General features: G+C 37.0%; 31 protein-coding genes and 2 tRNA genes. 15 read left to right on the top strand and 18 right to left on the bottom strand.

The window, feature by feature from the left end; all coding sequences use genetic code 11:
* Positions 1-204: 204 nt before the first annotated feature.
* Entirely contained in the window at positions 205-1,002 is a 798-nt protein-coding gene (locus tag CQA58_RS04565) for a hypothetical protein (protein WP_115569545.1), read from the bottom strand.
* Between the two features lie 161 nt (positions 1,003-1,163).
* On the opposite strand from CQA58_RS04565, the gene CQA58_RS04570 reads away from it, so the two are divergent.
* From CQA58_RS04570 to CQA58_RS04600, 7 genes are read left to right on the top strand one after another with little or no spacing between them, the layout of a single operon-like run.
* On the top strand, positions 1,164-1,412 hold the full coding sequence (locus tag CQA58_RS04570) for a NifU family protein (protein ID WP_115569546.1): 249 nt from the start codon (positions 1,164-1,166) through the stop codon (positions 1,410-1,412).
* The gene (locus CQA58_RS04575; RefSeq protein WP_115569547.1) at positions 1,409-1,987 is read left to right on the top strand and encodes a hypothetical protein; all 579 of its coding nucleotides are present in this window, start codon (positions 1,409-1,411) and stop codon (positions 1,985-1,987) included. Before CQA58_RS04570 ends, CQA58_RS04575 begins: the two co-directional genes overlap by 4 nt.
* Positions 1,977-3,281 (top strand): UDP-N-acetylmuramoyl-L-alanyl-D-glutamate--2,6-diaminopimelate ligase, encoded by a 1,305-nt coding sequence (locus tag CQA58_RS04580; RefSeq protein WP_115569548.1) that lies wholly within the window; start codon positions 1,977-1,979, stop codon positions 3,279-3,281. The genes CQA58_RS04575 and CQA58_RS04580 overlap by 11 nt, the downstream gene beginning before the upstream one ends.
* Position 3,282: 1 nt before the next feature.
* A complete protein-coding gene (panD, locus tag CQA58_RS04585; RefSeq protein ID WP_115569549.1) occupies positions 3,283-3,648 on the top strand; it encodes an aspartate 1-decarboxylase in 366 nt (121 codons plus the stop codon).
* Position 3,649: 1 nt separating this feature from the next.
* Positions 3,650-3,955 (top strand): YbaB/EbfC family nucleoid-associated protein, encoded by a 306-nt coding sequence (locus tag CQA58_RS04590; RefSeq protein ID WP_115569550.1) that lies wholly within the window; start codon positions 3,650-3,652, stop codon positions 3,953-3,955.
* A complete protein-coding gene (locus CQA58_RS04595) occupies positions 3,955-5,052 on the top strand; it encodes a DUF7488 domain-containing protein (RefSeq protein WP_115569551.1) in 1,098 nt (365 codons plus the stop codon). The genes CQA58_RS04590 and CQA58_RS04595 overlap by 1 nt, the downstream gene beginning before the upstream one ends.
* Positions 5,012-5,872 carry a polyprenyl synthetase family protein gene (locus CQA58_RS04600; RefSeq protein WP_115569552.1) on the top strand — a complete coding sequence of 287 codons (861 nt, stop codon included), beginning with the start codon at positions 5,012-5,014 and terminating at the stop codon, positions 5,870-5,872. Before CQA58_RS04595 ends, CQA58_RS04600 begins: the two co-directional genes overlap by 41 nt.
* A 9-nt stretch (positions 5,873-5,881) precedes the next feature.
* Here CQA58_RS04600 and CQA58_RS04605 read toward each other — a convergent pair whose 3' ends face one another.
* A complete protein-coding gene (locus CQA58_RS04605) occupies positions 5,882-6,625 on the bottom strand; it encodes an SDR family NAD(P)-dependent oxidoreductase (RefSeq protein WP_115569553.1) in 744 nt (247 codons plus the stop codon).
* Between the two features lie 82 nt (positions 6,626-6,707).
* Here CQA58_RS04605 and CQA58_RS04610 point away from each other — a divergent pair.
* Both CQA58_RS04610 and CQA58_RS04615 read left to right on the top strand, forming a co-directional pair.
* Positions 6,708-6,783 (top strand) — tRNA-Ala (locus tag CQA58_RS04610).
* 17 nt (positions 6,784-6,800) lie between these two features.
* Positions 6,801-6,876: transfer RNA gene (locus CQA58_RS04615), tRNA-Val, on the top strand.
* Positions 6,877-7,444: 568 nt separating this feature from the next.
* Here the strand turns inward: CQA58_RS04615 and CQA58_RS04620 are convergent.
* Positions 7,445-9,778, bottom strand: coding sequence for a hypothetical protein (locus CQA58_RS04620; protein ID WP_115569554.1), 2,334 nt, complete (start codon positions 9,776-9,778; stop codon positions 7,445-7,447).
* Positions 9,779-10,041: 263 nt separating this feature from the next.
* Here CQA58_RS04620 and CQA58_RS04625 point away from each other — a divergent pair, with 263 nt between their 5' ends.
* From CQA58_RS04625 to CQA58_RS04635, 4 genes are read left to right on the top strand one after another with little or no spacing between them, the layout of a single operon-like run.
* Complete coding sequence (locus CQA58_RS04625; protein WP_115569555.1) at positions 10,042-10,725, top strand: DNA-methyltransferase; 684 nt, start codon at positions 10,042-10,044, stop codon at positions 10,723-10,725.
* 3 nt (positions 10,726-10,728) lie between these two features.
* Positions 10,729-11,205, top strand: coding sequence for a hypothetical protein (locus tag CQA58_RS04630; protein ID WP_115569556.1), 477 nt, complete (start codon positions 10,729-10,731; stop codon positions 11,203-11,205).
* A gap of 49 nt (positions 11,206-11,254) precedes the next feature.
* Entirely contained in the window at positions 11,255-11,398 is a 144-nt protein-coding gene (locus CQA58_RS08225) for a hypothetical protein (protein ID WP_170126742.1), read from the top strand.
* Positions 11,388-11,972 carry a GNAT family N-acetyltransferase gene (locus CQA58_RS04635; protein ID WP_115569557.1) on the top strand — a complete coding sequence of 195 codons (585 nt, stop codon included), beginning with the start codon at positions 11,388-11,390 and terminating at the stop codon, positions 11,970-11,972. The genes CQA58_RS08225 and CQA58_RS04635 overlap by 11 nt, the downstream gene beginning before the upstream one ends.
* A 35-nt stretch (positions 11,973-12,007) precedes the next feature.
* Here CQA58_RS04635 and CQA58_RS04640 read toward each other — a convergent pair whose 3' ends face one another.
* The 3 genes from CQA58_RS04640 to CQA58_RS08230 all read right to left on the bottom strand — a co-directional run bounded on the left by CQA58_RS04640 (position 12,008) and on the right by CQA58_RS08230 (position 13,976).
* A complete protein-coding gene (locus CQA58_RS04640) occupies positions 12,008-12,946 on the bottom strand; it encodes a tyrosine-type recombinase/integrase (protein ID WP_115569558.1) in 939 nt (312 codons plus the stop codon).
* Positions 12,947-13,052: 106 nt separating this feature from the next.
* On the bottom strand, positions 13,053-13,799 hold the full coding sequence (locus CQA58_RS04645) for a hypothetical protein (protein WP_115569559.1): 747 nt from the start codon (positions 13,797-13,799) through the stop codon (positions 13,053-13,055).
* A gap of 3 nt (positions 13,800-13,802) precedes the next feature.
* On the bottom strand, positions 13,803-13,976 hold the full coding sequence (locus CQA58_RS08230) for a hypothetical protein (RefSeq protein WP_170126743.1): 174 nt from the start codon (positions 13,974-13,976) through the stop codon (positions 13,803-13,805).
* A 121-nt stretch (positions 13,977-14,097) separates the two neighbouring features.
* Here CQA58_RS08230 and CQA58_RS04650 point away from each other — a divergent pair, with 121 nt between their 5' ends.
* Together CQA58_RS04650 and CQA58_RS04655 are read left to right on the top strand one after the other, a co-directional pair.
* The gene (locus tag CQA58_RS04650) at positions 14,098-15,240 is read left to right on the top strand and encodes a DUF262 domain-containing protein (RefSeq protein ID WP_170126744.1); all 1,143 of its coding nucleotides are present in this window, start codon (positions 14,098-14,100) and stop codon (positions 15,238-15,240) included.
* A complete protein-coding gene (locus tag CQA58_RS04655) occupies positions 15,203-15,718 on the top strand; it encodes a HEPN domain-containing protein (RefSeq protein ID WP_115569561.1) in 516 nt (171 codons plus the stop codon). Before CQA58_RS04650 ends, CQA58_RS04655 begins: the two co-directional genes overlap by 38 nt.
* 19 nt (positions 15,719-15,737) lie before the next feature.
* Here CQA58_RS04655 and CQA58_RS04660 read toward each other — a convergent pair whose 3' ends face one another.
* From CQA58_RS04660 to CQA58_RS04700, 12 genes are all read right to left on the bottom strand, one after another.
* Positions 15,738-16,379 (bottom strand): hypothetical protein, encoded by a 642-nt coding sequence (locus CQA58_RS04660; RefSeq protein WP_147288603.1) that lies wholly within the window; start codon positions 16,377-16,379, stop codon positions 15,738-15,740.
* Positions 16,357-16,485, bottom strand: coding sequence for a hypothetical protein (locus CQA58_RS08410; protein WP_281270008.1), 129 nt, complete (start codon positions 16,483-16,485; stop codon positions 16,357-16,359). The genes CQA58_RS04660 and CQA58_RS08410 overlap by 23 nt, the downstream gene beginning before the upstream one ends.
* A gap of 12 nt (positions 16,486-16,497) precedes the next feature.
* Positions 16,498-16,926, bottom strand: a complete 429-nt coding sequence (locus tag CQA58_RS04665; RefSeq protein ID WP_115569563.1) for a hypothetical protein — start codon at positions 16,924-16,926, stop codon at positions 16,498-16,500.
* Positions 16,927-17,048: 122 nt separating this feature from the next.
* On the bottom strand, positions 17,049-17,819 hold the full coding sequence (locus CQA58_RS04670) for a hypothetical protein (RefSeq protein ID WP_115569564.1): 771 nt from the start codon (positions 17,817-17,819) through the stop codon (positions 17,049-17,051).
* Positions 17,820-17,926: 107 nt separating this feature from the next.
* On the bottom strand, positions 17,927-18,898 hold the full coding sequence (locus tag CQA58_RS04675) for a hypothetical protein (RefSeq protein ID WP_147288604.1): 972 nt from the start codon (positions 18,896-18,898) through the stop codon (positions 17,927-17,929).
* 13 nt (positions 18,899-18,911) lie between these two features.
* Positions 18,912-19,271, bottom strand: coding sequence for a hypothetical protein (locus CQA58_RS04680; RefSeq protein WP_115569566.1), 360 nt, complete (start codon positions 19,269-19,271; stop codon positions 18,912-18,914).
* On the bottom strand, positions 19,268-19,561 hold the full coding sequence (locus CQA58_RS04685; RefSeq protein ID WP_115569567.1) for a hypothetical protein: 294 nt from the start codon (positions 19,559-19,561) through the stop codon (positions 19,268-19,270). The genes CQA58_RS04680 and CQA58_RS04685 overlap by 4 nt, the downstream gene beginning before the upstream one ends.
* On the bottom strand, positions 19,549-19,698 hold the full coding sequence (locus CQA58_RS08235; protein WP_170126745.1) for a hypothetical protein: 150 nt from the start codon (positions 19,696-19,698) through the stop codon (positions 19,549-19,551). Before CQA58_RS08235 ends, CQA58_RS04685 begins: the two co-directional genes overlap by 13 nt.
* Positions 19,699-19,733: 35 nt before the next feature.
* A complete protein-coding gene (locus tag CQA58_RS04690; RefSeq protein ID WP_115569568.1) occupies positions 19,734-21,221 on the bottom strand; it encodes a type 2 periplasmic-binding domain-containing protein in 1,488 nt (495 codons plus the stop codon).
* Positions 21,218-21,394: a hypothetical protein gene (locus tag CQA58_RS08240; RefSeq protein WP_170126746.1), complete on the bottom strand. Its 177-nt coding sequence runs from the start codon at positions 21,392-21,394 to the stop codon at positions 21,218-21,220. Before CQA58_RS08240 ends, CQA58_RS04690 begins: the two co-directional genes overlap by 4 nt.
* Entirely contained in the window at positions 21,394-21,723 is a 330-nt protein-coding gene (locus tag CQA58_RS04695) for a hypothetical protein (RefSeq protein ID WP_115569569.1), read from the bottom strand. The genes CQA58_RS08240 and CQA58_RS04695 overlap by 1 nt, the downstream gene beginning before the upstream one ends.
* Before the next feature lie 466 nt (positions 21,724-22,189).
* On the bottom strand, positions 22,190-23,194 hold the full coding sequence (locus CQA58_RS04700; RefSeq protein ID WP_115569570.1) for a hypothetical protein: 1,005 nt from the start codon (positions 23,192-23,194) through the stop codon (positions 22,190-22,192).
* Positions 23,195-23,201 lie beyond the last annotated feature (7 nt).

Here is a 23,201-nt window from a genome sequence, read left to right on the forward strand (position 1 = left end):
TTAGTGTTTTTGTTTTGGGATAAATTTTCTTAAGGATTTAAAGCCTTGTTGTAAAATACACTCTTTGTCAAAAAGTGCTAGGCTTTTTGGGTGTATTTACTTTTGTTGATATATAATCACGCCGATTCGAGCGGTATAAAGTCGGTTACATTGCTCACATCTTGGTTTCCAAGATACCCCATTCCGTGAGGGGGGGCTCCGCATTCAATCCTCAAAACTCTCTAAAATACAAACTAGATACCTTATCACATTGCTTTGAGTATCTTTAAGATAGGCTTTTACTTTTGAGCTTTTTGTCGTGATATTTTTCTTCTCTTTGAAAAGAAATTCACAATGGCTTAGTCTATTTCTTATGCTTGTCAAAAATGAGGCAAGGATAAGTGTCCTATGTGAGGGAAATAGTCTATCTTTTATGATTTTAAGTGTGGCTTTGCTTTCGTGATGTAAAAACGAGAAAAATAAAGAAGGATCTTTGGTTGGCCTCTCTTCAAGCTTGGGAAACACATTTTTTGCAAAATTTATATCAGCTTGATAGAGATTATTGAAGATTTTTTCATTGTGTAACACCATTATCCAAAACCCAAATGTTAGCTTAGAGAGGATTGAGTAATGGATCGCCTCCTTCTCTTTGCATTTCTCCCAAAACCCCTCTATATCATTGCTTTTAGCTCCTAGAGTGAGAAGCACCTTTAAAATAGAGTCTTTCATCTTCAAAGTGATTTCTTTCCCAAAATTCCCCTTAACCTCTCCCTCATAGAAATAAAAATCCATAATCCAATACGCACTATGCTTTGTGAGAGTATTGTTGATTTTATTGCGTAAGATTATCTCAATAGTTGCGATAGCAGGATAGAGGGATTTTGTAATCTCAAAATACTTTTGGTATTTTTCTTGCCCTCCAATACTCTGATATCTTTGGATTGAGAAATTGTGTATAAATGTAGTTTTATCTGTCAAATAAAGCCTATCAACTGCATTATTAAGATTTTGGAGAGTGGGCATATCTCATCCTTTTTTATTTGGCATTATACATACAAACAAAAGAGTTGAGAGAATACAAGAGAGAGCCAAATATGTGAAATGAGTTTGAATTTTTTATAAAAATTTGATGTATTATGATAAATAGATTCAAAAATAATGTATTCTAGCCTAAAGGAACGCAAATGATTTTTAGTGATGAAGAATTACTCAACCCTGTTAAACAAAGCATAGAAAAAGTTCGCCCTTATCTCCTTAGAGATGGTGGGGATATTCAGATTATCAAAATTCAAGATGGCAAAGTTTATGTCCAGCTTCAAGGAGCTTGCAAAAGCTGTCCTAGTAGCACAATCACACTCAAAAACAAAATCCAACACCAACTTCAAATGGATATCCACCCTGAAATTGAAGTGATTAAAGTGGAGGAGGAATGAAACCAAAAGTCAATCAAGCCTACACCCTACTCTCAAAAGGCAAACTCTCTGAAGCTATCCAAAGCTTCAATCATCTCTATTTCCAATCCCCAGAGGATTTAGATATCCAAATGGGGAGAATCTTTTGTGATATTGCAAACACAGATTTATCCAAGGGCGTGGCACTCTCTGAGTTTTACTATCTTCTTAGACAAGAAAAGCCCTCTCTCCAAGCCCAAGCTGAAATCCTCCCACGCCTTCAAAGACTCGAAGAACTAGAAAATCTTGAGACTGAAAAAGCGTGGGAGATTGCACTAGGAAGTGCTGAAGCACTCTCTTGTATCACTTTTGAGGACTTCAAGGCTTTTGTATTTTCCAAGCCAAACTTCAAAGAAGCGTTTGAAGATTTTACACTTAGCACAAAGATTGTATTTTCTAGCAAAAATGAGCTTTATGAGTTTTTAAATCTTCTTATTGACAAAGGGTATGCCAATCTCTCTTTGCAATATGCAGAAAATATCGGAGAAAATATGGGGTTTGACACCCAAATTCATCAAATCTTACAAAAGGCGGTAAAACATCTCAATGAAAATTGAAAAACACATCACTTACAACAATCAAAGTTTTAGCTCACTCACTGATGATAGTATCACAGCAAGTGAAGATCTAAGCTCTCTCTTTGTCAAAACCACGATGAATCAAAAATATCACGATAGTATCGCTCATCTCCCCTCTATCAATGAAAATGAGCTAGTCAATTATTTTCAAATCACCCCAAAACTCATCGGTATCACAGGCACTAATGGCAAAACCACCACTTCAGCCCTCATTGCTCATTCTTTGCAAAAACTAGGCTATCAAGTCGCACTTTTGGGGACTAGAGGGTTTTTTATCAATGGAGAGAGAAAAAGAGAAAAAGGGCTGACTACTCCCACGATTTTGGAGCTTTACTCACTGATTGAAGAGGCTAGAGAGTGTGATTATTTTGTGATGGAGGTTTCCTCCCACGCAATCACACAAAACCGAATCTTGGGACTAGATTTTGCCCTAAAAGCTCTAAGCAATATCACACGAGATCATCTTGACTTTCACAAAGATCTTCAAGAATACATTGAGGTAAAAAACAGCTTTTTTGCAGGTAAGGGATTGCATATCATCAACGCTGATGATCTCAATGCCAAAGTAGAGCATAAAATCACCTACTCCCTCACACAAAAAGCCGATTTTTATGCCTGTGATTATCAACTCTCCCCTACAATCACCTCAACGATTTGCACTCAAGATGAAGTGGGGACTTTGCACCTCTTGATGTGTGGCAGACACAATCTCTACAATGCCCTCTGCTCTATTGCCTCTCTCCTTTCCCTCACACACCATAGCCTTCAAGAAGTGCTAGAGAGCTTGGAGGACTTTGCAGGGGTTGAGGGAAGGATGGAAATTGTCTCCCACTCTCCTCTAATCATCGTGGATTTTGCTCATACTGATGATGGAATGGAGAAGATTTTGGAGAGTTTTGAGGGGAAAAAGATTGCTGTGCTTTTTGGTGCAGGAGGAGATAGAGATAGAACCAAACGCCCCAAAATGGGAGAAGTCGCTCAAAAATACGCCCAAAAAATCTATATCACAAGCGACAATCCACGCAGTGAAAACCCCCAAAATATCATTGCTGAGATTTTGCAAGGAATCACCCAAGAAGAAAAAATCAAATCTATCAACCCCATAAGGGAACAAGCCATTGAGAGGGCAATCAAAGAGCTAGAGAGCGATGAGATTTTGTTTGTTTTGGGTAAAGGAGATGAAACTTATCAAATCATCGGACACCAAAAAATCCATTTTGATGATAGGGAAGTGATTGCAGATGTGCTAAAATCCCTAGAAAAAAGGAAGTAAAATGACTTTAGAAATGCTTTTTAGCAAAATTCATCGAGCCACAGTCACTGATGCCAATCTCAACTATGAGGGATCAATCACCATAGATGAGGAGTTGGCAAAAAGTGCCAATCTCTATGAGGGGATTAAAGTGGATATCGTCAATATCAATAATGGTGAGCGATTTAGCACTTATGTGATTTATGGAGAGAAACACTCAGGCACAATCTGCCTCAATGGTGCAGCAGCTAGAAAAGTGCATACAGGAGATAAAATCATCATCATTGCGTATGCAAATTATAGTGATGAAGAGCTTAGAAACTATCGCCCCACGGTGATTTTGCTTGATGATGACAATAAAATCCAATCCATAAAATACGAGGTTTAATATGTTTGATCCCAAAGAACTTCAATCTATGCTTGGCAATCTCCAAGAAAAAGCCAAAGAACTAGAAGAAAAAAGCAAATCTGAAGTCTATGAAGTCAAAAGTGGTGGAGGAATGATCACCCTTAAAGGCAATGGAGCAGGAGAAGTGATTGATTTGAGTATTGATGATTCTTTGCTAGAAGACAAAGAATCTTTGCAAATCCTCCTCATTGGGGCATTCAATGAACTATTTGAAAAAATCGAAAATGGCAAAAAAAGCACAGCATTAAATATGCTAGGTGGTTTAAATCCTTTTGGGCAAAACTAATGCGAGTCTTATGTGTTTTGCTTTGTTTTGTTTGGGGGTGGGGATATGACTATACAAGCTGTCAGAGATACTACAAAGTCGCCTCAAGCCCAAGCAATCAAACACGCCTTATCAATGTTGAACACAACAAACAAAAATTTGCCATAGGGTTTTTCAAAGAACGCCCAAAAGAGGGAAATCTTATCAAAGAAGATCCCTTCATCGGACTTTATGCCTTTTCTACTGCCAATCAAAAAGATGAGCAAACCTATATCATCAGAGCCATTGATGAGAGAGCAATGAAGCTTAATATGGCTTCCATCGCACTCAATTACTCAGAGGCAGGAATCATCCTTGAAGCACAAAAGGGCTATCTCACTTATGGACGATTCACTGCCCCCACTCGCCAAAATGGCGTAGTCTCAAACATTTGCTATCAAATCTATGGACTAGGAATGGGGGAAAATCTTTTTATGGATAGTCGCTATCTTGTTAGATTTTTGGAGCAAAAAGAGCCATATTATGGAGATATAGGCATTAGACTCTATCCCCCCAATCCTGAAGATAAAACGCTCAAAGTCGAATTTGTCGATCCCTTTTTCCCCAATGTGCCATTCCTCAAAGATGATGAAATTCTCTCAATCAATAATCACATTTTCAAAGATTATTATGACTTTGAATGGTTTGTTACAAACCTACCTGAAAACTCTGTGGCAAATGTCAAAATCCGCAGAGGAGAGAGTATCACAGAATACCAAGTCAATGTCTCAAGACGCTATGGAGGGTTTTTGCTTCCTGATAGATTCTTTGAGCGACTTGGAATCACGCTTGATAATAACCTCACTATCACTAGCACCAACCCCAATCTTCAAGGTTTGCAACAAGGCTTACTTGAAGGGGACACAATCCTTTGGATAAACAATCAAAAAATCCTAAGCTCTCAAACCCAAAGCACCCAAGAAGTCGCTAGACGCTTACGCTATCTACTCACTCAAGCTGTAAGTTTGGGGAAACTTGATGTGCTTATCTCGCGTGGTGGATTTCAATTCACCCTCAATCTTATCAATGGACTAAACAATGAATACATCCAAGCTCGATACAATCCTTTTGGATTTTGAATCCTTTTTGCACTCCCACATTCCACAAGCTCAAAGCTTCCACCCCTATTTTCAAAAAGCTGTATGGGAAATGGTGCTAAATGGTGGCAAAAGATTTCGCCCTGCACTTCTTTTCTCTATCGTTAGCTCCTTTACCCCCTCTCTTATCAAAAACGCCTATCTCCCTGCCCTTGCAATGGAAATCTTGCATACTTTCTCACTCATTCACGATGATTTACCTAGCATTGATAATGCCCCTCTGCGTCGCAATCACCCCACACTTCACACCAAATATGAAGAGGTTACAGCGATTTTGAGTGGGGATTTTCTCAACTCTTATGCTTTCTATCTTATCTCTCTAGCCCCCCTGCCCTCTTCTACTCTCATCTCTCTCACTCAAGAGCTATCTTTTAACGCTACTCAAATGATACTTGGAGAAGCCCTAGATTGCCACTTTGAAAACCAAAGCCTTGATTTGGATAAGCTTGAGATGATTCACACTCTCAAGACTGCAAAACTCATCGCCACAAGCCTAAAAATGGGAGCAATCATCTCAAATCTCCCCACTCACACTCAAGAGATTTTGTGGGATTTTGGTATCAAGCTTGGTGTGTTTTTCCAAATCCGTGATGATCTTATTGACGCCACCCAAACCCAAGAGGAAGCAGGGAAACCCACCCAAAATGATAGTTGCAAAAATAATTATGTCAATCTCTTGGGACTACAAGGTGCAAAGAGGGAGCTAGAAGCCTACAAGCAAGAACTACTCTCTATCCTAGAGGGATTTGAAAATCCAAGACTGACAAGCACACTTCAAGGGCTTTTGGGGAAGTATTTTTAGCCCCTCCCCTTATGGCTTTTTGCATACTCTAAAGGCTGAAAAGGCTTGAGTAGTAGGCATTAGCTCCATTGAGTTGATATTGATATGAGCAGGAAGAGAAGCTACCCAATACACGCTCTCAGCAATATCTTGAGGCAGTAGTGGATAAGCATTTTCATAAAGCTCATCTGCTCTCTTTTGATCCCCCTTAAATCTCACCACAGAAAACTCACTTCCCCCACAAAGCCCTGGCTCAATATTGCTCACTCGGATATTTTTATCCACCAAATCTGCCCTTAGGTTGAGAGAGAATTGTTTGAGGAATGCCTTTGTCCCACCATAGACATTTCCCCCTGGGTAGGGATAATTCCCTGCAATTGAGCCAAGATTGATGATATGCCCACTTCCACGCTCCACCATAAAGGGAAGAAGATAATGCGTTAATCGCACCACGCCCAAAATATTTGTCTCTATCATCTCCTCAAAATCCTCTCTCAAACACACATCAAAAGACTCAACTCCTAGAGCAAGTCCTGCGTTATTGACAAGCACATCAATTCTTTGGGCATATTCCCCTAGCTCACTCTTTATCTTCTCTATATCTGCCACATTACAAGAAATCACCTTTACACAACCCTCTCCAAGCTCTTCACTTAGCCCTCTTAATCGCTCCTCTCTCCTGGCCAATAAAATAACTTGATGTCCCTCACTGACAAATCTCCTAGCAATCGCTTCCCCAAATCCTGCTGAAGCTCCTGTAACCAAAACTAGCATTCTCTCTCCTTATTTTGATTTGTTTTATTCATTTTATTGTAACTTTGAGGATTTTTTGCGTATAATTGCAGTTTTAGTTTTTGGGGAATTAGCTCAGTTGGGAGAGCACAACGCTGGCAGCGTTGGGGTCAGCGGTTCGAACCCGCTATTCTCCACCATTTTTTACTCCCTTTTTGGTCGCGTAGCTCAGTTGGTAGAGCACTACCTTGACATGGTAGTGGTCGTTGGTTCGAGTCCAATCGTGGCCACCATTACTATTAAAATCCCCTAAAAACAGCCATTTTCAGCTTTTTTCGCCTCAAAACCCTCTCAAAATTACCGAAAATTATGAAAAAATGCGAAAAAACCTGCATAGAATTTACACAGAAACTTACCAAATTACAAACGGATTAAATCTTGGTAATCAATGTAATTATAACACCGAACACAAGGGGATTACATACATTTTTATTTTTTGTTAAAACTAGAAGAAAAATGGCAAAATTTGGAGTTTTTTACTCCAAATTTTACCAAAGTTCTAGGCAGTATATTTGGTTGAGGATTGACATCTTTTTGTGAGACAATTGGGCAAAAACCTTACCCAACTCCAAACCCCTATTTATTGGGACTTTCAAGGAATTGGGTAAAATTACTCTATGCTCCCCAATATTACTTCTACCTTTCTACTTCTCTACTTTTTGACACAGACATTCCTTTTCTCTTTTTTATCAGAAGTAGAAAAATAGAAAGGATTTTGGACTCCTACTACCCAATTTACCCAATTAGCTTCTATAAGCATAGCAGAGGGAGATGTAGGTTGGGCAATGGGTCTGCCCAGTTTTACCCAATCTTGAGCTTCCCATTCTCACCTTTGCTAGTGAAGCAGTCTTGGTAGTGGCTGGCTGTGATTTGCAAAACCTTACAGACTGCATTATGCTCACCTCTCCTAAAATCTAGTTCTGAACTTACCCCATCCAAATACTCTTGCACCTTCTTGTTGAGCAACTCATAGATTTTTGGCTGCTTCTCCTCCAGTAATCCTAAGATCTCATCATTGAGTACCCTACACAAGGAATCGATATCTCTGTTTTGCAAGGCTTTAACATACTCACCTTTGGAGGCAGAAGCTTTACTTCCCTTGGTGAGCGTGAGATAGTCTTGTGGACGATAGAAAGATTTTGCCACAAAGCGTGAGCAATCCATGATTCCATCTTTGTCCTCGTCGCTCAAGGTGTTGAATACTCGCAAAAGGTACTTTCTAAGATTTGAAACCGCTTCAGTACTGCTCATAAGCCATTCTCTTTCTTTGGAGCTCAACAATTCAATCAAGGTTTTTGCTTCCAAGTTGTAGGAGAGGAAAATGGAGTTATTCAGTGAGGTATCATTAGAGTAGTAAATCTTTCCAATGGTTCCCTCATCATAATTTGCACTCACATAACAATAAATGTGTGGAGGATTTATCACTTTTGTACTCTGCATCTTCTTTGGAACACTTGTGCCCATCGGAGATTGCACTTCTTTGAGGAATTCAAAATCAGTTCTACTCATTCCGAGCTCATCATAGCAGAGACTCACACTTCTTTCTGTGATGCTACCTGCGTACATGATTTGCCCATTGTATGAGTTCACTTCAGGATACTTGCCCACAAAATCAGTGATTGCTCTTGTGGGATTATACATGTAGATTTTAGTAATAAGCTCTACAAAGCTTGATTTTCCCGTGCCTCGTTGAGTTGAAAGCAGAATATCAAATGACTTAAGCTTGCTTCTGCCATCCATACCCTCACCAAGGCAATATCTTCCAAATCTAAAAGCCTCTTTCATGATCGCCAATTCAACATTCAGACCGTAGATGTTTTCAAACAAAATCCTTGTCCTACAATCAAGCTCTACGCCATCAAAGCAACTTCTATCATTGATCCACTCTCTTCTCTCTGGAATCCTAGCAATCTCATTGAGTGTGGGATTAAAAGTGATTTCAGAGCCATTGCTTGAGAGGATCTTTGGATGAGTGTTATCAAGCTCAATCCTATGAAAACCAAGTTCTGAGGGCTTAACTCCCAAAGCATTTCCAATAAAAGCCGTGCTTTGATGCTCCCATGTGTCAAATACTCCACTATTCTCTTGGGTTTCCTCTATGATAAAATACTGTCTTGTGTTGGTGTTACAGCAAACATAGACCTGTTTTGGAGCAAGTGAATCTTCTTTTGGCTTGTCTTCTTTAAGTGGAACAATCACCTTGCTCTCAAATTCCTTTGCAAGACTTCCAGCTGGAAAGCAAACTCCATTGTGAAGCTGGGCATAACAGCTCAAAAACTCTTCAAAATCCTCACGACTAAAGGCATAGGAGTTTTGCAAGAGCTTGTAGGCTATCCTCACTCCATCATTACAACCATCATTACTATGAGTGTCAATCTTGATCTCAAGTCTATCCATCAGCCAAGGGAGAAAATCTCTCATGCACTTGCCTAGCTCATTGAACTTCTTGGCATTCTTTCTATGAATCTCATCTTCTACATTTTCCGCATCTTTGATGCCATATTGTCTTGAAGCGATTGTTTTTGTATTGCCCTCCTTTTGGTGGATAGCTGTTACACTCAAGGCTTCAAAAAATTCTTCTATTTCTTGGCTGATATTCCAAGTTTTAAAGAGGTTTCCCATATTGGTGAGGGTGTAGTATGTGTTCTCCTCATCATTGGTGAGAGCGTAATCACAGTGCTTATTCTTTAGATGCAGAATCTCACAAATGCAATCTTTTTGCTTGTTTCCCAAGCTCCACTGTTGTTCCAAAACCGTGTAGTCCTTTGCAAAATCTGGGATGTGTGCCTTGTCCAGTCGCAGATACAGCTTCATACCATACAAACTTTGGCTATAGGCTACACCCATTTCTTTCAGCTTCTGCACGACCTTTTGAAAATTGCTCTCAAATCTCTCTTCCCAAATAGGGAAGTCAATATCAAAAATCACCAGCCCAAAATTCTCATAGGCTTTGCTTGGATTGAGGATGGTGTATTTTGCACTCTCGTCATAATCCTTGCTGGCTTGGTACTGTCTTTTTCCAGCTTTGTCTTCTGCATTTTTGTAGCTGTTAGCACTTGAGCAGATGCTTTCTGGCAAAATCCCAGCATCATTGAGTAAAGTAATCAAATTTTTTTCTTTTCTTATCGTTTCCATTATTTTATTTCCTTTAGTATTTTAAAAGTTTAACTCACAGATTTTTTGAAGAAAAAATTTATGAGCTCAATTTTTTGTTGTAATTTGGCTAAAAACTCAATATGTATTACAAAGATAATATATTTTTTACTTAATCTGCATACATATATAGGAGTTGAATTTCCGAGTCAAACACCCCCCATCAAAATTCCTTGGATTTACCTGCAACCCCCCTAAAAAATTACAACCTATTATTAATACCTCCCCTAAATAGGAGATAGATAATGATTAGACTTTACAATCAGGATTGCATTAGAGTAATGCAATCAATGGCTAAAAGAGGCGAGAAGGTGGATTTAATTCTAACTGATCCACCCTACGAACTAAATGTTGGTGGTGGAGGAATTGCTGACAGAATTGCTCTGCATAGAGATAGAAAAATTGATTTTATTGCCAATGGATTTAATTATCAGCAATGCTTTGAGCTATTCTTGCAAATCCAAGATACTCCAAATATAGTGATATTCTGCAGTAACAAGCAAATCTTTAAATTCTTACTGTTCTTCCACAGCAAAGGGCTTTCAACAACACTGCTGACTTGGAAGAAGCTAAATCCTCCACCACTTGTGAATAACAAGCACATAGAGGATTTGGAATACCTCATTTATGTAAGAGGAGCAAAAGCAAGTTTCAACAATAGTGTTCCCATAGAATACAAGCAAAAATGCTTCTGTAGCAATCTTGTCAACACTAAAGACAAAATCCACCCTACCCAAAAGAACTTGAATCACATCAAAAGACTAGTTTCACTCCACTCTTTTGAAGGAGAGATAGTATTTGATCCTTTTATGGGAAGTGGAGTGGTTGGAATAGCATCAGTCATGCTAAATCGAAACTTTATTGGTTGCGAACTTAGCCCCCTATACTACACCCTATCAAAAAACAGAATTAAAAACCTAGGAGCATAAAAAATGGAAAAAATTAAACGAACACAAACCCTACAAAACCCAGAATATGGAAATTTCTCTTGTTATGGACTAATCTGCAAGGATACACAACACTATCTGGGAAACATGAAAAAAGTAGTGCAAATGAGGCATATAAATCCATCATTTTGTATCCTCAGCTTCTTTGGAGAATATCCAAGTGATGAAACAGAACTCAACACTAGAAAAGATTGGGAGTTTTTCCTTTGTGTTGAAGTTGAACTATTTGACAATATCCTTCAAGCCTACAATAGTGCCGACTTTAAAGCAATGGCTGAACTCTCCAAAGAACACAAGGAGGTTGCTTTCATCTTTCCCCTAATCCTAAAAAACTATGAACTTATTCGATCAGGAAAGAAGAATGTTTTTGCCATTAAAATTTCTCAAGATGAAAATCAGTGGTATGGCTTTAGGATTGAAAGAGGGGTTTTAGCAGTAGTTTCTGATGGGTTTAGGAGTTAGTAATTATAGAATCAGATAGAATAAGAAAATCGAAAAACTAAGGAAGAATATGACAAAAGCCTTTATAGAACCACTCAATCCAAAGATATTTACAGATGAAGTGTTACAAAACAAAGCTAAAAGTAGTGAAAAAACAATCAGGACAAGATACAAGAAAGCCAAGGAAAACAGGGTTCCTCTCAATGCAAAATAGTCATCTATTCCTAGACTTTCAAACTTTTAGACAAAAATTTGCAGACAATTACAAAATCATCATAGGAAACTTTAAAAACCAAGAGAAAGATGTTCAGGATTTTCTCCACAATAAGGCAGAGAATTTTGATGATAGAAACATTGCAAAAACTTTCCTCTACATTCATAAACCTAGCTTTAGTATTATTGGATTTTTCTCACTTGCCACAAAAGGACTGCTAGTGGAGCAAACCAAACTTTCAAGCAATGCCATTGAAAAAATTACAGGACTATCAAAAAAAGAACAAGCCTTACGCAAGGGATTGATAGCTATTTTTTATCTTATAGGACAGCTTGGTGTTGCCACAGATTTTCAAAACGAAGGATATGGAAGTATGCTTTTTATTGATGCGATTGATTTGCTTTGCTCCTCTCAAGACAAAATTGGCATTCGCTACATTCTTATTGATGCAATCAATCAAGCTAGATTAATTTCCTTTTATGAGAGCTTTAATTTCAAAAAAATATCCAAAGATACGGAAGAAACAGTGATGATGATAGGAGAGATCAAAAAATTAAGAGCATATCTAGCGTAGCCCTAAACAAATCCCTTGGCTTTAAACCAAGAGATTTATCCTAATGCCTTCATCTGATTATCCAATGCTACTCTTGAATAAAATCTTGCAGTGATTGAGATATCAGAATGTCCTAGTGTTTGGCTGATGACTTGCATATTGACATTCTTTCTAATGAGGTTACTAGCAAAGTTATGTCTAAAGGCGTGATTACCACTTAAATTCTTTACTCCAGCATTCTTCAAAAACCTCTGAGTGCTCCTATGAAACGCTCGGTATCCAAATTCAAATAGCTCTCCATCAACTTCCAAAAACACATCCTCAAAACTTTCAATCTTGCTCTTTAGGATTGGAACTTCTCTTCTTTTTCCACCTTTACCTACAATGGAAAGCACATAAAAGAGCTTCCCTTCAGTGTTGCTCTGCAAAGTAATATCACTTCCTTTGAGATTTAGCACCTCCATAGATCTTAATCCTCCATAGAAGAGCAGTGCAATAGCAAAAAGGATTTTTCTTCTTCTAACTTGTTTGATTGAGGCTCCAAGAGCTTGAAGAGAGAGTGCAATTTTATTGTTCTCCTCTATGCTAAACCTTGGCAGTTCAGCATAAGTGTGGATTTTTCTAATCTTCTTCATTGAGGAGCTTAAATCCAAAAACTCATCGTGATTATCACTGATAAAGCCAAAAAAGACTTTGAGTCTTGAAATTGCGATATTTAGACTTTGAGCTGAAATATCTCTCTTGTGGATTTTATAGTACTGCTCTCTTCTGTGATTAAAGTAAGCACTCATCAAAAGCTTGCTGATGTCTTCTAGTCTCTCTACTTCTTCCTCACCTCTGCAAAACTCAATAAACGCATCAATCTCTCTTTCATCAAGTGCTAAAGTATTTCTGCTCTTTTGTTCATTGCTTTGATGTTGCAAAAATAGAGACTTCCACTCTTCTAGCTCTTGGATAAAAGAGAGTTTTGAAGGTTGCTCTTTGCTCTTAGTCATTTTCCTCCTCCTTAATTTGGTGTAAAAGCAGTAATGTTCCTATATCTATAAGATATATGAACATTGGGGGTGCTATGTTGGGTTGGGTTAGATAATTTTTCTAGCCTTAAAATGGAAGGGAGATATATGAACATTGCCAAAAACCAATTCTCTCATACTCCTCAACAAAAACCTTGGGGTATCTGTCATAGTAATAGCCACTCAAAGCATCAAATACTCCATTGAGTTGCTCTAGGCGTTTGTTATCTTCCATTACTCTAGCAAAGCTGATATGTCCCTCTTCACTCCAAAAATCTTCATACCACGCAAACTTCTGTGTGATAAATTCAAAGCTAAACTCAGCCATATTCCACAAAAACTCATCTTCACTCCCCTCCTCTAAAAACACAAACTCACTATAATTCCCTCGAATATCTCCACCTAGATGAAATTGTAAAGCAATCAATCTTCTGCTCCTATCCTTATCCCAATAATCAAAGCTGATAGTTTGAAATGCCATAGGCAGAGTATTGTTGTAGCTATTAAAGCCAACAAGATTGCTAAAGCGTAAGTCCTGATTGCCTAAATCATCAATCAAGTCTGCAACTGAAGCACAATAAGAGTAGTTTGGAAGTTCTCTCTCATTAAAATAGAGCTCCAATAACTCTAAAAGCTCCTCATTACCTTCTTTCTCTATCTTCATATCCTCTATTTTTCTAAAAACCTCTTCAAGATTAGTGCAGTATTCATACTTGCTCCAACCAGCCATAGTTTCAAATCCTTGAATGATGATTTCATCTTTGAGATATTGAACTTGAGGAATTTTTGGTGTAGGTGGGATATAAGAGGGGATTTGATTACTTGCTCCTAGCATTATCTATCCTTCTAAGGCTAGGATTAAATCCACAGGAGACTTCAATGGCTTTACAAATTCTCTAAATGCCTTCTTCTGCTCTTTGCTGTAATGCTTCATCTCTTCTAGCATTCTCCCATAACTTCCTTGGGATTTTGCTAAAGAGGTGATGACTTCTTTTGCTTGTGATAGTGTCATATTAACTCCTTGAAAAATACTGCAATGCCCTAAATAGCAATGCTCAAGGTTATAATATGTATATATGCCTATGGTTTTTTGCTACAATTCTATAAAGCACTATCCAAAAAAGAAGGCGAATATGGAAGAAAATACACAAAACAACCTTGAAGAGGAGATTGATGAAGAGGAAGAGGAGCTTGATCACAATGCTCTTTTTAATATATCATCATGGGGAATTGATTTAAGCTGGAGAGAGCTCATTTTGATGTACAAAGATGATGAATTAGTCAAGCCTGAACTCCAACGTCACTATGTATGGAAAAAGAAAGAGGCATCTCGTTTTATTGAGTCTATTCTTTTGGGACTTCCAATTCCAAGTATTTTTCTTGCAAATACCGAAGATAACCGAAAGTTGATTATCGATGGATATCAACGCATAATGAGTGTCTATGACTATGTTGAAAAAGAAAAATTTGGAAATGAGGAGACTATTTTCAAACTTACAAACTCTCCAGCTATACACGAACGATGGCGTGGCAAAAGTTTTAAGGAGCTCGATATCGCCGATCAAAGAAAAATTAAGAGTACAAGTGTGCATGGAATTATCTTTGAACAAAAGCACCCAAAAAATGATGATAGCTTATATCAAATCTTTGAAAGAATTAATACTGGTGGACAGAAACTTCTCTCACAGGAAATTAGACATTGTGTCTATCATGGTAAGTTTAATGATTTTCTCATAGAACTTAACAATAGCAAAATTTGGCGAGAAATGTATGGAACACAAGAAGTTGATCAACGTATGCAAGATATAGAACTAATTTTAAGATATTTTACAATACGGCAACAAACAATACTATACAGTGACAAACAAAAAATTACCATGAAACAAGAATTAAATCGATACATGGAAATGGGCAACAATTTTGATTTAAAAGAGTTGCAAAAAATGAAGGAAGATTTTCTTAGATGCCTTGAATGGATAAAAAAAGTTTTTGGTCAGCACGCTTTTGTCAATACAAGCAAAACCACTTCCATGACAAAAAAAATAAATCGAACAATTTTTGAATCCCTAATGATAGCTACATCACTTTATCTAAAGGATAGAGATTTAGAGCCAACTAATGCAAAAAATAAGCTACATACCCTATTATCCAATAATGATTTCCAAAACTTAATATCCGTACGAACAACACATTGCGAAAGCATAAGAAAGAGAATTGAATATATTTTGGAATACGTATATGAAGTACAAAATTGCAAGATATCTGAAACAAAATAGTGAAACCCTCATTATTTTTGAAAGATCAAAACAAATAAAAGAACTCAAACAAGAGTTAAATCACAATGGACACCATGTCATTTGCTATGCTTTGATGCTTGCTACAACCAGTCTTGAAGAAGCTTTAAAGGGGATATTTAAAACTTATTTAAACTATCACAATACACATGGATATATACTAAATTTTGTATATTGCTCCATCAAACGACAGTTTAGTTTTGATTATCACAATATTGCAGATATTCTTGGAAAATTTGATTTATCTTTAAAAGATAAATTTAAGAACAGAGTACAAAATAATGAAAATAAGGAAAAAATTTTAGATCATGTCAAAAGTCTTTTAACAACCAGAAATGTTTTTGCTCATACTGGAAAAATCTCGAGTGGAACTAGCATTAACACCATTATTAAACAATACAAATCTGCTGTGATACTAATGGGCATTCTTATCTCTGTTCTCAATCTGGTAGAAGAATAAGGAATGCCCAAGTATAACCTTACATCTCCCCCTCAAACACACATTCCCCACTCTCTAATAACTTAGAGAATATCCTACCTCCCATCACCACTTCAGTGATTGGCTGAATGTCCTTGATGTCATTTTTGAAGGCAAGAAAGTTCGCTAGGTAAAAAAGCATTTTCTCATATCGATCTGCTGTGGCTTCTCTCAGTCTTCGAGCACCAATGAGTTTGCTTAGGATTTCTAGCTTTTGGACATACTCTTTTGGTTGAAGCACTTCGCTCACTGCACTATAACAACTATGATTGGCTTCCTCCTTCCTTCTTATCTCCTCTAGCTTTGTCTCCATAAAATCAGCATACTTGCTAACAAGTTTTTGGGTTTCTTTAATTCTGTTTTGCAGAACCTCTATCTCAAAGTTTGTATCCTCCACTCCTTTATTGATGTGATAGTAGTAGCTATAGTAGATATAAGTTGGATCTCCACAAAGAGACTCCTTCTCCTCTTCACTTAACTCTTCAATCTTGCTTGCTCTGACTTCACATTCTCGCTCTTCACAATAAAACATATCCTCCCCATAATCCCCAAATACACTTGCTACATTGCTATTCATCATTGCAAACCAAAACTTACCTTCAATATCACCATGATAGTATCTACCCATGACTTCTTCCTCCATTTGCTCCCTGAATCACTCCTAGGATAAAACCTTTGATGACTTTAAAAATGATGACAACCAGTGAGCTTAGAAAGAAGCCCACTCCTCTTGAAATCTCTTCTGCCATTGTTTACCTCCTTTATGCACTTTGATTATTTTGTAGTGTTTTCTCAACTGCTTTTGCTAGGCTTTTAAACCTACTCCAACCCAATGCCCATTCTCCATTGTCTTTTGGAATGGACCAAATCTCTCTGTATTTCCACTCTCCCTTCAGTGTAAAGACATAGATATATTCAGCCCAACATCCATCAGCTCTAGTATTAAGAAAGTTCAGTGGACATCTTTTAATCGCTTCTCCTTCCTCCTCATAAAAATTTGTCTTCTCTACACTCCTAGCCAAAGAGCTTATTCCTCTATTCTTAGCAAATAGTGCATCTACCTTTTCTTTGGTGTTGTAATGCTCTTGTAAGATCACTCCATTGTATTCAAGATAATTGTCCCAATGTGAGTAGAGATATTCCACCTCTCTGTTGTTGATTTGTCTAGCAATCACTCCTCTTGTTGACATCATTCCTCCTTTGTTGTGTTTTATGATTGTTGTTGTGTTGTTTGTGGTGTTTTAAAAGTGTTTTTAATATGCCTAAAACTAGCTCATAATGGATTTAGGACATATTTTAAAAGTGTTATGAATTAGTACTGGATGATTGCCATCCAAGGGAAAGAAAGAGTGATAAGATCCACTCCTTTTTTAAACTCTACCTCTCCATACTCACTTTTAATTTCATCGAGTAGATACTCTGCACTTAAAGAATCAAATCCTTGTGGGGATTTAAGTTTGAGAGCTAGATTTCCATCTCTGTGGATAAATTGTGTCTCTATCTTCTCTCCCCTCCCTATTACACGCATCTCTTCAATGATTGTCTCTATGGTTTTAATATAGGCTTTTAGATACTTTTGAATATCCACCTCATACTCTAGTTCATAGCCTAGATTAAGAGATAAGGCTTGAGATTGTGCGATTTCTGAGTTCATCTCCTTAGCTTCTAGACTTGGATACTTCCCTTCTTTCTTAGCCTCAAACTTCACCTTGCTTTCTATAGAGCAAATCTCTACTTTTGCAAGATTAATTTTTTGCATTGATTCAAACACTCTTGCAAAAGTCTCTGCTCTTCTCATAATCTCCCCTACACTTCCCTCAATTTCGGCATCAATCCTCCATCTTAAAGTCATTTTTTCAATGTTTTTAAGAGGGTGCATACTCTTTAAGATAAGCTCCTCATTCTCTTCTTTTGTGTAGTCAATATCAAATATTCTCTCCTCTTGTGGCATTGACAAAGTGATTTGCAATCCTTTTGGGATAAATAATGCTCCCTTAAAGCTAGGACGCATCTGTGCAAATCGATCGATATCAACAACCACATTTCCTAGATACATAGCTACACTATAACCATCAACTCCCATTTAATTCTCCTTTCTTCTAAAATAGTAATAGCCATGTCAGAATGGCAACAAAAACTGAATCACTATGCAGTGCAACCAAAGAAATGCTTAGGCATATAATTGCTCCCTTAAGCACAGATTTCATCACTCTCTCCAAAGCATAACCTCCTCATTCTTAAAAACAAAAGATTATGAGCAATACACACTCTTATGTCTTCACTCATCTCCTCTTCTTTGCAATGGGCTTGATAGGTTTGCTCAATGAGCTCTTGATTGCTCTGCATAAAATCTACAAACCTTCTCATCTCACCCTTTTTCATTCGCTCCCTCAAGTCTTTAACTCCAAAGTAGCAAAAATCCCCAAGCAAGTCTTCTTCTCTAAAAAAGCTTAGTCTTTGAAAAGTGTCAAACTCCTCTCTATCACTCAAATATTCAGGACATCTGCCTAGTGCATAGGCAAACTCATTGACAATCTCAAAAATGTTATCTCTAAAGAAGGCTACTAGCTTAATGGGATGAGCAATGGGATAGGAGTGAGGCAAGAGATCATTGATACTCTCATTCACCCAATCTTCAAGTTCAAAAAACCTCTCTGCAAAACTTTGCACTTCATACTCCCTCACAAACCTCTCAATGATTTCAAATACATCAGTGCTGATAAATCCTGCTTGAAGCATCTCTTTTGCATAGAGGTTAATGGGCATAATGATGTATTCTCTTGTATAGCTTGAGAGAGGAGTTTTACTTACATGAGTGAAACAAAAGGGTTTTAAAGCTTCTTTGTGGTTTTGCAAGAGTCCGATGAAGTGATTTGAAGAAGAAAGAACAGAAGAGAAGCACACTAACTTTCCTTCTATTTCAAATCTAGCCAAATACACATCAGCACTTCCTTGTATATCCACCCTCTCTTCTAACTCGCTGTAGCCAATCATTTTTCTAAAGGCTTCTTCTCTTTGCTTAGTGCTTAAACTCTTCCAAAACCTCCCTCCATCAAAGAATTTTATGGCTTGTAAAATACTTCCACATCCATATCCATTCTGATGATAAATACTATAGGCTCTATCTTTATCTAGCACATTGCTTATTGTTCTGCTTCCCATCACTTCTTCTCCTTTAAATGTAAGCAATAGCGATATACCCTCTGCTATTGATGTAGTTTGGATTTTTCTCTAAAAGCTCATAGATTTTATGGGAGACCTCAATTTCCTCCTCACTTAGCTCTTCTTCTTCCTCTCTATCTTCTTGATACTGCATAGATTGGATATAGCTCTTATAAAAAGCACCAAAATCATCTGCATCAATCTCAAATGCAATCATAAGCCCTGCATAGATTTCGCTAGCTTCCCAACTATTCACTCCAAAAGCTCTAAGTTTTTCAAGATATTTTTGGATTCCCTCAATGTCATAGCTACCAAAGATTTGATCGCCATACTCCACATCTAGCTCTTCAACCAATAAAAGTCGATCACTCATACTGCCTCCTCAACCTTTCCAAAACATAGCTCCAACTCAGCTCTTCCATAAGAGCTAAGACTCTCTTTTGGAGTTTTTCCAAAGATGTCTCTTAGCTCTCTTTTGATTGAATTGATTAAAAAGCGATTTTCACTGGCTTTTGTATTGCCAATTGTTGTTCTAAACAAAAGTCTTCTACCTATCACTCTCTCCTCCTTTTTGATATCATGGATCATCACTTCATCAAGAAAGCCTATTTTTTGGGCTTTATTGAGTTTTTCACTTAACTGCTCCTCACTTAGTCTGTGCATTCTTCTTCCTCCTTTGGTAAAAAGTCTAATTCATCTCCACACCACTCACATCTCTCACCCTCTCTTAAAACCGCTTCTTCTAAATCCTCATACTCTATGCTTTCATATCCACAAAAGCACACTGCAACAAATGCCATTGCTAATACTTTGTAGGGTTGTAGAAAAATGGAGATTATTGGGCTAGAAGGTTTTGTAGGGTTTCGCTCTTTAGAGTGCTAAAGCTTTCTTTGGCTTCTTCTATGTTTGTAATCCAGCCAAGATAGATAAACACTCTTAGATTGATTAAGGCGATTGTGGTTTTATCAAAGTGAATGTGGAACTTCATGTTTTTATAGGCTGTAAATTTTACAACCTGCTTCTCTCCTGCAAATAAAAAGCTAATTCCCAATGGGAGATTGACTCTATCTTGGGGTGTGATTACACTCTTGTCGCTATAACGATAACTCAAATCTTGATATCCCATAGATTGAAGCAAGATTTCAATCAAATAGGCAATCCCTACATCTCTAAGATGATTGGGATAGTAATCATCATATCTTCCAGCATAAGTGCAAATCACTTTCTCTTTTAGTCTTCCTTTGTAGAAGAGTTTTTCATTAGGATAGTGAGTGTAGGGCTTGGGATGACTGATAAGATTGCTAAAGTCAGCTAGATTGTCTTCATTTGCCAACTTCTCCCAAAAATTACAGAAATTCTCCCTCTCCCTCTCTTTGCAATACTTTAGAGAGAAAGCTAGAACACTAGGAATATTCTCCCTACTAAAATCCACTCCTCTGTGTGCAAACTCACCTAAAAGCTCACCTTGTTGCTTCTGTGTCAAAAGCAGTTTAAAGGTGGGCATTCTAGATAAACACTCACTCCAATAAAATCTCTTATGCTTTCGCTCAAATCTCTTGGTAACTTCAACAATGTCTTCACTCTCCACCTTGATAGCTGATAGAAAATGTGAGGAGAGATGGCTTAGGGATTTGAAGTTTTTAAAGAAGTCTTGATACTCTTTTTCATATCGCTTGAGCAAATACTCAAAGAAAGATTCCTGATCCATTCCCTGTGTTTCACTTGCAATCTCTTCTTTCTTTTCATCCTCAAGTTCGTGAATTAAAGAGGAGCGATAGCACTCAAGCTCTTGGAACAAGACTTCAAGATCATAGTCTTTGCCTAGTTTTTTCTTTAATACTGCCTCATTGGAAAAATGAGAGCGATAAAAGAGAACAAGTTCAGCCTTTGCTCTTTGGTTGTCTTTGATATAACCCACAGCACCAATGACTTCTATTTCAAATCTGTTGGCTTTTGCATAGGCTTTAATCTCTGCATTACTCTTCCACTCTATGGGCAAGACTAGAAGTGCATACCCTGCAAGACTTTCCTCAAAAATCCTCTTACAATCCTCTTCATACTTGTCCATTGGAGGATTGCAAAAGATAAGATCCACCTCTTTATCCACTAAGCTTGTAGTCTTAGGATCAGTAGCAAGAGTGAGGATATTGTGGTTTGAACCAATAGAGAAAAACCTTTTGTTGGGATACTCTTTAGAGAAGTCATCAAACACTCCACTCCCTCCAAAGTCTAGAAATGAATTGAGCTTATGGATAAGCTCATCAAATCTTGCACTCTTTTTTAGAGCTTTTAAAACACTCTCTTGAGTTAAAGTTTGCATCATCTCTCCTCCTTTAATTGCATAGGCTGAATGTAGAGTTCTCCGATTTGATTGCCTATAGCCAATGAGCCAAGAGTTAGGGGAGAGGATTTAATATAGCCTTCTTTGTGTTTTTCATTGACTTTTCTCTCTAAAGCCTTGAGGGAATCAGAATAGACATAGATATAAAAATCCATTACTCCACCTCCTCTAGGATTTGCTTAATGCTCTCCACACTTACTTCTTCAATCCTTTGCACATCCAAAGTCACAATAAAACCATCAGCATAATCTACAATCAGGCTATTGCCTTCTTCACTGATTTCTACCGAATAGATTGAATATTCCTCATTGGTTTGAGAGAAAAGGATTGTGGGGTTTTTCTTCTCATCATCTAAGAAGATAAAACACTTCTCCTCATTCTTATCCACCAAAAAGAGGTGATTAGACTCTGTAATGATTGACTTGATGACTTCAATTTGTTCTATAAGATCCATAGAATTGAAGACTTGTATTTTTTCAGTCATATTTACTCCTTGAATTAGATTGCAAAGCTTTAAATAGCGATGCTTCAAGGTTATAATATGTATATGAGGGGAATTACCTATGTTGGGATAACTATACAGTTATCTTCTATCTCATATATAAAAATAACTCCCACAATGAACTAAAATTTTTATCAGGAAATTTGAGCCAATTTTAATCAAACAAAAATGGATACACATCCATTTTCTTTAATTTTTGAAAATTTTAGAAAAATATTGAATTGTTTTTTTGCTTAATTTACAAGAAAAAAGTATGCAAAAACATAGTTTTTAAATTTTGAAGAAATGGCTAGAATAATTCTTTTGTGTAGTAAAGTTTTGTAAATTTGCGGGATAAAACCAGAAAGATCAAGAGCATCCCTATAAAATCAAGAAAGAAAATCTTCCAAAACACCTCAAGAAAAAGCTAAAAATAAAACCTATTTTTATTGTACAAATTCACTAAAACCTATGAGAAGGTATAGGAAATCCGTCCCATTATCCATTCTAAGTGTTCACATAATCTCTTATTTATATAAAATTGTTGCGACCTATTGTGATCAAGTTTTGCTTCAGTATATTCAAAATAATAGTAATGAAGCATAGAATCAAATTCTTCCATCAAGGAGCTTAATTCTTGTATTTTATTTAAATCCAACACCACTCTCTTTGAACATTCTTCAAGCAATTTTCTTCTATCTACTCTTATGCTATTCCCCTCCCATCGATTAACTATTTCAAGAAAATCATCAATATTGCTAATCTTATTTTTTATTAAATTGATAAATTCCACACTCTCCACAAAATACAGCGACATTTTGTTGGGCTCTTTTATTGCTATAATCAGGTCGTCAGAGAAAACATACTCAAACATTACAACAAAGCGTCTTGCAAATTGGTCATATTCTCCTTTCTCTTGAATACAGTGTAAGAGCTTCCTTATTTGTGCCTTAGAACCTAATCCTATACCATCTCCATTTGTCGCTTTTCTTTCCTTAAGATATTCATCCACCCCAAATCCTTCAAAGAGAATTTTTCTCTCAAAAGACCCTAGATTAATCTCACTATTATCCAACATTAATGTTTTGATGGAAATGCTAAAATTATCAAAGGACACATCTGCTTTTTCTCTTTTGTTTCCTGATAGCTTTTGACTATGTTTTTCCAAAAGAATTGGAACAGTATCTGGCTCGTTTTTTCTCTGCAATTCATCAGTTATTACTCCACCAAAGAGAATAGCAATCAAGTCTTCAAAAACTCTAGCGGATGTTTTTCTCTTTGCCACCTCATCCTTGACAATATATTGATATATATAATTTAAAACATAAAATGAAAGAAAATCGAATGAAGTTCGCTTTGGACATTCTTGGAAAAATTCATATATATCATTAACGCCTGAAATCTTTTGGAGCAATCTTCCTTGTCGACGTAATGTAGCCACAATTTTGGCAATAGTTTTTAATTCTCTATGCATCTTTGTT

The sequence above is a fragment of the Helicobacter brantae genome (assembly GCF_003364205.1).
Taxonomy (GTDB): Bacteria; Campylobacterota; Campylobacteria; order Campylobacterales; family Helicobacteraceae; genus Helicobacter_G; species Helicobacter_G brantae.

Coding starts and splice junctions, on each gene's coding strand:
- CQA58_RS04580 (WP_115569548.1), top strand. CDS start 1,977: ATGAAAATTGAAAAACACATCACTTACAACAATCAAAGTTTTAGCTCA.
- CQA58_RS08410 (WP_281270008.1), bottom strand. CDS start 16,485: ATGGCAGAAGAGATTTCAAGAGGAGTGGGCTTCTTTCTAAGCTCACTG.
- CQA58_RS04575 (WP_115569547.1), top strand. CDS start 1,409: ATGAAACCAAAAGTCAATCAAGCCTACACCCTACTCTCAAAAGGCAAA.
- CQA58_RS04565 (WP_115569545.1), bottom strand. CDS start 1,002: ATGCCCACTCTCCAAAATCTTAATAATGCAGTTGATAGGCTTTATTTG.
- CQA58_RS04640 (WP_115569558.1), bottom strand. CDS start 12,946: ATGACTAAGAGCAAAGAGCAACCTTCAAAACTCTCTTTTATCCAAGAG.
- CQA58_RS04685 (WP_115569567.1), bottom strand. CDS start 19,561: ATGCACAGACTAAGTGAGGAGCAGTTAAGTGAAAAACTCAATAAAGCC.
- CQA58_RS04700 (WP_115569570.1), bottom strand. CDS start 23,194: ATGCATAGAGAATTAAAAACTATTGCCAAAATTGTGGCTACATTACGT.
- CQA58_RS04645 (WP_115569559.1), bottom strand. CDS start 13,799: ATGCTAGGAGCAAGTAATCAAATCCCCTCTTATATCCCACCTACACCA.
- CQA58_RS04595 (WP_115569551.1), top strand. CDS start 3,955: ATGCGAGTCTTATGTGTTTTGCTTTGTTTTGTTTGGGGGTGGGGATAT.
- CQA58_RS04680 (WP_115569566.1), bottom strand. CDS start 19,271: ATGAGTGATCGACTTTTATTGGTTGAAGAGCTAGATGTGGAGTATGGC.
- CQA58_RS08235 (WP_170126745.1), bottom strand. CDS start 19,698: ATGGCATTTGTTGCAGTGTGCTTTTGTGGATATGAAAGCATAGAGTAT.
- CQA58_RS04675 (WP_147288604.1), bottom strand. CDS start 18,898: ATGGGAAGCAGAACAATAAGCAATGTGCTAGATAAAGATAGAGCCTAT.
- CQA58_RS08225 (WP_170126742.1), top strand. CDS start 11,255: ATGACAAAAGCCTTTATAGAACCACTCAATCCAAAGATATTTACAGAT.
- CQA58_RS04690 (WP_115569568.1), bottom strand. CDS start 21,221: ATGATGCAAACTTTAACTCAAGAGAGTGTTTTAAAAGCTCTAAAAAAG.
- CQA58_RS04620 (WP_115569554.1), bottom strand. CDS start 9,778: ATGGAAACGATAAGAAAAGAAAAAAATTTGATTACTTTACTCAATGAT.
- CQA58_RS04625 (WP_115569555.1), top strand. CDS start 10,042: ATGATTAGACTTTACAATCAGGATTGCATTAGAGTAATGCAATCAATG.
- CQA58_RS04670 (WP_115569564.1), bottom strand. CDS start 17,819: ATGGGAGTTGATGGTTATAGTGTAGCTATGTATCTAGGAAATGTGGTT.
- CQA58_RS04630 (WP_115569556.1), top strand. CDS start 10,729: ATGGAAAAAATTAAACGAACACAAACCCTACAAAACCCAGAATATGGA.
- CQA58_RS04695 (WP_115569569.1), bottom strand. CDS start 21,723: ATGACTGAAAAAATACAAGTCTTCAATTCTATGGATCTTATAGAACAA.
- CQA58_RS04600 (WP_115569552.1), top strand. CDS start 5,012: ATGAATACATCCAAGCTCGATACAATCCTTTTGGATTTTGAATCCTTT.
- CQA58_RS04650 (WP_170126744.1), top strand. CDS start 14,098: ATGGAAGAAAATACACAAAACAACCTTGAAGAGGAGATTGATGAAGAG.
- CQA58_RS04635 (WP_115569557.1), top strand. CDS start 11,388: ATGCAAAATAGTCATCTATTCCTAGACTTTCAAACTTTTAGACAAAAA.
- CQA58_RS04590 (WP_115569550.1), top strand. CDS start 3,650: ATGTTTGATCCCAAAGAACTTCAATCTATGCTTGGCAATCTCCAAGAA.
- CQA58_RS04665 (WP_115569563.1), bottom strand. CDS start 16,926: ATGTCAACAAGAGGAGTGATTGCTAGACAAATCAACAACAGAGAGGTG.
- panD (WP_115569549.1), top strand. CDS start 3,283: ATGACTTTAGAAATGCTTTTTAGCAAAATTCATCGAGCCACAGTCACT.
- CQA58_RS04605 (WP_115569553.1), bottom strand. CDS start 6,625: ATGCTAGTTTTGGTTACAGGAGCTTCAGCAGGATTTGGGGAAGCGATT.
- CQA58_RS08230 (WP_170126743.1), bottom strand. CDS start 13,976: ATGACACTATCACAAGCAAAAGAAGTCATCACCTCTTTAGCAAAATCC.
- CQA58_RS08240 (WP_170126746.1), bottom strand. CDS start 21,394: ATGGATTTTTATATCTATGTCTATTCTGATTCCCTCAAGGCTTTAGAG.
- CQA58_RS04570 (WP_115569546.1), top strand. CDS start 1,164: ATGATTTTTAGTGATGAAGAATTACTCAACCCTGTTAAACAAAGCATA.
- CQA58_RS04660 (WP_147288603.1), bottom strand. CDS start 16,379: ATGGAGGAAGAAGTCATGGGTAGATACTATCATGGTGATATTGAAGGT.
- CQA58_RS04655 (WP_115569561.1), top strand. CDS start 15,203: ATGAAGTACAAAATTGCAAGATATCTGAAACAAAATAGTGAAACCCTC.